The 2176-nt window shown below is 56.2% G+C and carries 1 protein-coding gene; it reads right to left on the reverse strand.

Annotation, left to right across the window (positions count from 1 at the left end):
• Positions 1 to 83 precede the first annotated feature (83 nt).
• Positions 84 to 1577, reverse strand: coding sequence for a group II intron reverse transcriptase/maturase (gene ltrA / locus BMX66_RS15220; RefSeq protein WP_090883727.1), 1494 nt, complete (start codon positions 1575 to 1577; stop codon positions 84 to 86).
• Between the last annotated feature and the right edge of the window lie 599 nt (positions 1578 to 2176).

Raw genomic sequence — 2176 nt, forward strand, 5'->3', positions numbered from 1 at the left:
GTGCCGAGTAGGAGATCGGCGTTGCCGCCAATCCCCCCTCTAAGAACCGTGCGTGAGAGTTTCCACCTCACACGGCTCAAGCCTCAACGAACGCCCATGAGCGTGGGCGCGATTTGCACGGGATAACGTCTGGTTCGCTTTTCCATGTAACTAAACCACTCAGAATCGTACGGATTCAGGCCGGAGTGCACCAGAGTGTGCCGAACGATGGGGGTCGAATTTGCATGGAAGAGGCGAAAAGGTATGTGCCGCTGCTCGGGCGCATCATTCGGCGCAAAGAACCACCAGTCGCGATGCCCGAATCGCATGTAGTATTTTCGCTTGATCCACCGCATACCTTTCTTCGGATGACGGGCTTTCGCCCACCGCCAGATGATGCGGAAGATCATGTGATCCATGCGCGAGAAAACCCGCTTGGATACGACATGCCGATGGTAGTTCGCCCATCCCCGGATAATTGGGTTGAGCCTCGCGATCAGTGTGCCGGCTGGTGCGCTCCAAAGCTGCTTGACCACCGCTTGAGCCTTGGTTAGAAGAGAGCGAAAACTTTTCCCGGACGGCTTTATCAACAACTTACCGTTGGGATAGCGCCGCACGTTCTGGCCGAGGAAGTCAAAGCCCTCGCTGACGTGCGTGATCAAGGTTTTCTCCGGAGAGAGAACCAGACCACGTTCCGCCAGAAACGCTTCAACCAGCGGCTTCACCCGGTCTACAAGAATCTCCCGGGAGTTCGCCGTGATGACGAAATCGTCAGCGTAGCGAATCAGGTGCACCTGCGCTGCTTTGCCTCGCCACGACCCTGGCCCTAAGACCGGGAACGCCTCGAGAAGCCGCTTTTCGAGGCCATCGAGCGCGAAGTTTGCCAGCACGGGTGAAATGGTTCCTCCTTGTGGAGTGCCTGAAGTCGTATCGTAGAACATTTGGTTCTCAAGATAGCCAGACTTGAGCCATTTGCGGAGTATCGATCGATCCATAGGGACGTGATCGAGAAGCCAGCGATGACTGATGTTGTCGAAGCAACCCTTGATATCCCCCTCAAGAACCCAGGAAGGTGAGCGGCGGTACAGATTGGTGAAACACCGCTCTATCGCATCCGCGCAGCTCCGTCCCCGACGAAAGCCGTAGGAGCCGCGGTCCGCCAGCGTCTCTGCAACCGGATCGAGCGCCAGCAGATACAGCGCTTGCATTGCCCGATCTCGAATTGTCGGGATACCTAGCGGACGCAGCTTTCCATTGGCCTTGGGAATGTAGATGCGTCGTAGAGGACGAGGCCGGTAGCCCCGTTGCCTCAGAGAGAACACGCCTTGCAGTTTCTTGGATGAGGTATTCCAAATGTCCCCGTCAACTCCGGGGGTGCGTTTGCCGTCGTTTTCGGTTACACGATGTACTGCCGATAGCTTGCCGCTAATCGAGTGCGTCAAAAGGCGTTGCAACGCCTTTACCTTGTTCCATCGTTTTTCCTGTACAGCCTTCACAATACGCATCTGAAGTCGGCGAACACTCGTTTCCACGGCAAACCAGTCTATGGCTTCCCATAAAATGCTTGTGTCCAAGGACGCACCAGCTTTCGCCGTCATCTGCCTTTCCCTGTTGACCGATTGATCAAATTCTCTTGTGACGTGAGACCACGAGGAAGTCTGCCCGCTTTCGCGTCGAACAATGTTTCAGTCCGTATTCCGGCCATTACAGCCAGACATTCGCTTTCTCCTCGATCCTCTACCCGCATTGCCATCACCTCGCCTTACGGCTCGGTTTCCCACTGGGAGCGATACGGGCTTACCATGTTTCGCATGCATGACAAGAATGGTTTAGGTTCCTCTAACGTACCGGCGGCGATTTGCCCATGACGGGTGAGAATGGAGCACCCGTGCCGCGCCGCAATTAGATCCTGACAGCATCATTGGATCCTTCTTGGTTGACGATATCAACGAGGTTCGCTTACGCTAACCATGCCATCCACCCTAGCTCCGACCCGCCTTGATGCTGGCAGGCATGCCGTCCTCTCGCGAGTCCGGCACCCGTCTTGCGACGGAGGTTGCATTGTCCGAGGGCTTTTAGACGGGCCGTTGCCGGACCGCCATACCTCGTAGGGTACTGCCGATGGGACGGCAGGTTCGGCCGGATGACTCCGCCGAACCATCACACATGCGACTTCATGTCGCAACCACTCAAACCA

It is taken from the genome of Nitrosovibrio sp. Nv6, from assembly GCF_900110495.1.
In the GTDB taxonomy this organism is placed as follows: domain Bacteria; phylum Pseudomonadota; class Gammaproteobacteria; order Burkholderiales; family Nitrosomonadaceae; genus Nitrosospira.